2 pseudogenes are annotated in these 1,005 nt (G+C 68.9%); both read right to left on the reverse strand.

The features are described from left to right. A pseudogene (locus tag ACFTZC_RS41965) lies at window positions 1-314 on the reverse strand (2-oxoacid:ferredoxin oxidoreductase subunit beta); the annotation flags it as partial. Beyond that, a pseudogene (locus ACFTZC_RS41970) lies at window positions 307-1,005 on the reverse strand (2-oxoglutarate ferredoxin oxidoreductase subunit alpha); the annotation flags it as partial. The pseudogenes ACFTZC_RS41965 and ACFTZC_RS41970, both read right to left, overlap by 8 nt.

A 1,005-nucleotide genomic window follows, 5' to 3' on the forward strand; every position in this document is an offset into this window, starting at 1 on the left:
AGGTCGCGGCGGGAGGTGGCGAGGCCGGTGGCGATGGCGGGGGCGCGGCCGTGGATGGAGTGCATCCCGTAGGTGTTCATGTAGTACGGGAAGCGGGAGGAGCAGCCGATCCCGGAGACGAAGACGATGTTCTCCTTGGCCAGGCCCAGCTCCGGCATGAAGCCCTGGACCGCGGCCAGCACCGCGTAGTCCCCACAGCCGGGGCACCAGCGGACTTCCTGGTCGGACTTGAAGTCCTTCATGGACTGCTTGGCCGTGGCCTTGGGGACCAGGCTCAGCAGTTCGCCCGCTCCGGCGAGTGTCATGTCAGACATCGATGGCCTCCTTGAGGGCCGTGGCGAGCTGCTCCGCCTTGAAGGGCATGCCGTTGACCTGGTTGTAGGAGTGGGCGTCGACCAGGTACTTCGCCCTCAGCAGCGTGGCGAGCTGGCCGAGGTTCATCTCCGGGACCACGACCTTCTCGTACCGGGCGAGGATCTCGCCGAGGTTGCGGGGGAAGGGGTTGATGTGGCGCAGGTGGGCCTGGGCGATCGGCTCGCCCGCCCTGCGCAGCCGGCGCACGGCCGCGGTGATCGGCCCGTACGTCGACCCCCACCCCAGGACCAGGGTGCGGGCACCGTCCGGGTCGTCGACGTCCAGGTCGGGAACCTGGATGTTGTCGATTTTGGCCTGGCGGGTGCGGACCATGAAGTCGTGGTTGGCCGGGTCGTAGGAGATGTTGCCGGTGCCGTCCTGTTTCTCGATGCCGCCGATGCGGTGTTCGAGGCCGGGGGTGCCGGGGACGGCCCAGGGGCGGGCCAGGGTCTGCGGGTCGCGCTTGTAGGGCCAGAACACTTCGGTGCCGTCGGCGAGTTCGTGGTTGGGGCCGGTCGCGAACTGGACGCGCAGGTCGGGCAGTTCACCGGGCTCGGGGATGCGCCAGGGTTCGGAGCCGTTGGCGAGGTAGCCGTCGGAGAGGAGGAAGACCGGTGTGCGGTAGACCAGCGCGATGCGTGCGGCTTCCAG

This window comes from Streptomyces sp. NPDC056987 (assembly GCF_042673865.1).
Taxonomy (GTDB): Bacteria; Actinomycetota; Actinomycetes; order Streptomycetales; family Streptomycetaceae; genus Streptomyces.